At 36.4% G+C, this 4,351-nt stretch carries 4 protein-coding genes and 2 pseudogenes; 5 read left to right on the top strand and 1 reads right to left on the bottom strand.

The annotated features are described in order from the left end of the window. The first annotated feature begins 41 nt into the window (after nucleotides 1-41). The 5 genes and pseudogenes from OB236_RS10725 to OB236_RS10710 all read left to right on the top strand — a co-directional run bounded on the left by OB236_RS10725 (nucleotide 42) and on the right by OB236_RS10710 (nucleotide 3,032). Entirely contained in the window at nucleotides 42-374 is a 333-nt protein-coding gene (locus tag OB236_RS10725) for a GNAT family N-acetyltransferase (protein ID WP_262683991.1), read from the top strand. A 3-nt stretch (nucleotides 375-377) separates the two neighbouring features. After that, entirely contained in the window at nucleotides 378-500 is a 123-nt protein-coding gene (locus OB236_RS40035; protein WP_408638440.1) for a helix-turn-helix domain-containing protein, read from the top strand. A gap of 417 nt (nucleotides 501-917) precedes the next feature. After that, on the top strand, nucleotides 918-1,679 hold the full coding sequence (locus OB236_RS10720; protein ID WP_262683990.1) for a hypothetical protein: 762 nt from the start codon (nucleotides 918-920) through the stop codon (nucleotides 1,677-1,679). A 77-nt stretch (nucleotides 1,680-1,756) separates the two neighbouring features. Next, entirely contained in the window at nucleotides 1,757-2,227 is a 471-nt protein-coding gene (locus OB236_RS10715) for a hypothetical protein (protein ID WP_262683989.1), read from the top strand. A 267-nt stretch (nucleotides 2,228-2,494) separates the two neighbouring features. Continuing rightward, nucleotides 2,495-3,032 (top strand): annotated as a pseudogene (locus OB236_RS10710) (O-acetyl-ADP-ribose deacetylase). Here OB236_RS10710 and OB236_RS10705 read toward each other — a convergent pair. Then, nucleotides 2,959-3,927 (bottom strand): annotated as a pseudogene (locus OB236_RS10705) (aldo/keto reductase). The pseudogenes OB236_RS10710 and OB236_RS10705 overlap by 74 nt on opposite strands. Nucleotides 3,928-4,351 lie beyond the last annotated feature (424 nt).

Raw genomic sequence — 4,351 nt, 5'->3', positions numbered from 1 at the left:
TCTGATGTCTTCATTCTACTAGCCCCTATTTTTTCTGTCCAATTTACTGTAGCCGATCCAATGACCCAAATATACATTACATTGTAGTCGAGATAGAAGGAAAGATTGTTTCCTCTTGTGTTTTAGTAATAATTAAGAATTTAACAAGAAGTGCACGTTCCTACGGATTAATTGAGAATGTTGTAACGCATTCAGATTATAGAAGAAGAGGTTACGGAAAACTTGTTTTGTCCGATGCGCTAGAAAGAGCTAGGAAGGAAAATTGTTACAAGGTGATGCTTCAAACAGGATCTAAGAAAGAAGAAACACTAAGATTTTATGAAGGAGCAGGCTTTAGAAGGGGTATTAAAACTGGATTTATTGCAGTGCCATGAGATATTCGAAACCGTGAGTCGTTATCGCAGAAACAAGCCGCGGATGCAATCGGTACTTCACTGAGGGCCTATCAAAAGTGGGAAAGTGGCCATACGACACCTGATGATCGACATTTCACAAAATAAATATTGAAGCAAAGGATAAAAGGATATATAGTATCAACAATAAAAAAGTCATTATCAATCTGCTCAGAAGGTAGTGATTCATATAGACACCTTAAGAACAAGAGCTTATACAAACCTATTTTATTATGTATTGTTAGACAATCGAAGTGCTTCCTATGCTCGGATTAAATGGTGGAGTCTTAAATCATGGGTATAAGCTAAAAAGGATATGGCTGAAATCAACAATATCCCTGATGTGGTTCACTTCACATTTTGCCTGATTTATTGGTTAACAGACCGAATGATTTTGATGAAATATGGTTCTGGAATTATCTGAGCAAGAGACTTCCCAATAAATATGAGTCTTATCATAGAGTTTTTATCGAAAAGTTAGAACAATAATTAAAATAAGAATACAGTTTAAAGGAGAAGTTAATAGTGGCTAAACTGATATTTATAGTGTTTGGATGCTGGATTTTGTTATCTTCTAATTATTCGTACAATTCTTCACAAAATGTCACACTGACAAATTCAATTGAGCCCAATTTTAAATTTTTAACAAACGAAAACAATTCTTATTTTACAGTAAAATCAAACAAACAACAGGTATCTAAGAATGATGTTGACTTTTTAATCGACAAATTAGGTTTTAGCGATAATAAAATTATAAACTTGAAACTAATTTTAGATGAAAAAGATGATGGTATGAACCTGTTTTTCAAAGGTAAAGAAATGATTAGTTGTAGAAATATACATAATATGGATTACTGCATAACGATGGATGAGGGTGGCGATTTTATTTGTACATCATTAGCTGGGGGAATAACAAATGTATGTAAAGAGTACAGTCGCGGAATTGACCAGTCGATAATCAATGATTTTAGAGTGGTATTTGAAAAAACTAGAATTCTGAAGGAATCTATATCACTGAGTATTGGATCACAAATGGTGGATTCCAGATCTGGTGAAGAATTTAATTATATACAAATTTGGAGCGATCCGAGGGTAGAAATAGATGATATAGAGACTATATTTCAAATACTTCCTAAAAAAAAGAACCAATATTTGTTTTCAGTTAATGAGGGACTAGAGCCAAATGTAAATAAGAATCGAAATCAGTACTATTTTATTTATGATTTGTTAGGGAACAAGACAACAGTTTCAAATGATGACATACATTTTTTCGAGTATAAAAAATAGTTTGAACTGCAGTTGGACTAAAATTATTTATAGCTTATAAAACGATGATTTCAAAAAAAAACGATGGGAAGTAAGTCATGGTGATAATAAAAAGATTTTTTGGTCTAAAAAGTGAAATCTTTTGCGATCGTTGTCATAAGGCAATTCAGTATGATCCACATATTTTATGTGAAGAATGCTTTACCTTATCACCCAAAGAAATCCGAAGACACCAAGTGAATTTATCTTACCCTTTAGTGAAAGAAGGTTTAACATGCTATCTTTGTAAAAGAAAGAGTGAGAAGGTGGAATTTAATCATGTTTGCATTCGATGCATTTGTAAACATGAAGATGATTCTCATTCTGGTTGGTACATAAATAGTGATTTTCCTGATGATACTCTGCTTTATCGACATTGCATTTGTGGTTGTATTGTTAAAATAACTATTGGAAATCCTCCAACATTTGAATATTATAAAGTTGGGAATAAGAAATCATCAAGTAAACCTTTTTTATGTGAAGCAACATTGGAAGTGGAAGGAAGGAAATTTGTATTCATGATTGGATGACACTTCATAGTGATGTTAAATCGACAAATAAAGGATTGAGTAAGTTTATTGAATATAAAAATAATCCTGCTTTTAATATAATGGGATTGGGAGACGAAGAATTAGAACACCTTGCATATGGTAGTACAAAGAATTGGTGTTATAAGTGTGGCTTGTATTATGATTTATCCCCACAAAAATATGAACTACTTCCTATACAGGGAATGATTCAACATTGATTAATATATTGTTAGTCGATAAAATGACGATTGTATGGGAGACGATGTGATGGATGGGATAATCAAAAGAATTGAGGTTTTAAAAGGCGATATAACCATAATATCAGCGGATGTAATTGTAAATGCTGCAAATTCAAGTTTACTTGGTGGTGGAGGCGTTGATGGGTGCTATCCATAAAGCAGGAGGTAAAGAAATACTGGAAGAATGCAAAAGGGTTCGTGATAAGCAAGGTGGATGCAAGACAGGAGAGGCAGTTATTACAACAGCAGGCAAACTTTCTGCTAAATATGTAATTCATACTGTGGGGCCAGTTTGGAATGGAGGTAGTAGTGGAGAGGAAGTTTTGTTAAGAAGCTGCTATCGAAACTCTTTGAGACTTGCTGTAAAAAATAATGCAGATAGTATTGCATTTCCCAATATTAGCACTGGTATATTCAAATTCCCAAAAGATAAGGCATGTACAACCGCAGTAGACGAAGTCTTAACGTTTTTAAAAGAAAATGAAACAATATCTAACGTTTTATTCGTCTGTTACGATGAGGAAAGTTACAAACTTTATGTAGAGAAACTAAAAGATATCCAATAAAGCAAGATTTTATAAGGAAGTGTGAACTTGAGCACTTGCAGAAGAAAAGCCATTGAGAATTTTTCTCGTTCAATTGGGAGCGTTTACCGGCGCCTACAAGATGAATGATATCCTCTCCTTGTCCGATTACCCACGCCATTGCCAATTGCGCCACATTGGTGCCACGGGATTCAGCCATTTTGCGTAACTTTTCTACAAGCTCTAAATTGCGAACAAGATTATCTCCTTGGAAACGCGGGCCAAAGCTGCGGCCATCCGCCGGATTAGAAGAGCGTTCCTTTGTCCATGCTCCACTCAGGAGCCCCCGAGACAGTACACCATACGGATTCAGCGAGATATTCAGCTCACGTAATACTGGCAATATTCCCAGTTCAATGTTACGACTGAATAGAGAATATTCGATTTGCAGCCAGGAGACAGGATGTACCGAATGCGCGCGGCGAATGGTGTCCAGACCTACCCCGGACAATCCGATATATCTTACACATCCGGCCTGAACCATATCCGCGACCGCGCCAACAGTTTCTTCGATCGGTACATCTGGATCAAGTCGCGCAGGTTGATACAAATCTATATAATCGGTGTTCAGACGTTTCAATGTCTGGGCAAGGAAATTCTTCACGGAAGCAGGTCAACCATCGACACCACCCCAACCGCCTTTGGGATCGCGCAAGCTGCCAAATTTTACAGCAATAAAAGCCTGCTCACGGCTTCTACCTTTCAGGGCTTCACTAATCAGCATTTCATTATGCCCTGACCCATAGATATCCCCGGTATCCAGTATATTAACTCCAGCTTCCATTGCAGCATGAATCGTAGAGATGTTCTCCTGTCGATCCGCGTTTCCGTACATATCTGACATGCCCATGCAACCCAGTCCGATAGTCGACAACATTTCGTTACTATTTCCCAATTTGCGCTTGTGTATTTTAGGTGCAATGGTCATGATTTTGCCTCCAGTTTTATTTATATCGCGATATTTCAACCATGGTATGGGTCTAGTATAAAACTGAAGTTACTCACTTACAAAGAGGTACTATTTATTCATCTGGTAACTTAAAAGCGACTTATCGTTTATGTAAAGCTCAAAAATAACTAAAAAATTGAACTCTCTATACGACTGATTAACTCATTCAGCGCATGGACGCCACTGAATAACATGGAGTTATCCAAGGTCCTTGCTCTCATCCGGTTCATTGAAGTAACGGGAGGATTGTTTAATGTCTTCGCGAATTCTTCAAGTATGGAAAGTTGGTGAAGTTCGTATATAAGACGTTAGATGAAAGACTAGCAAATCTATTTAAATACATTAAGAACAG

Source organism: Paenibacillus baimaensis (assembly GCF_025567575.1).
Note: the sequence above shows the minus strand (reverse complement) of the source record. Positions and strands in the feature narration are given on the sequence as shown.

Bases quoted from the DNA above. Each gene is read 5' to 3' on its own strand.
- OB236_RS10715 (WP_262683989.1), top strand. From the start codon at position 1,757: ATGGTGATAATAAAAAGATTTTTTGGTCTAAAAAGTGAAATCTTTTGC.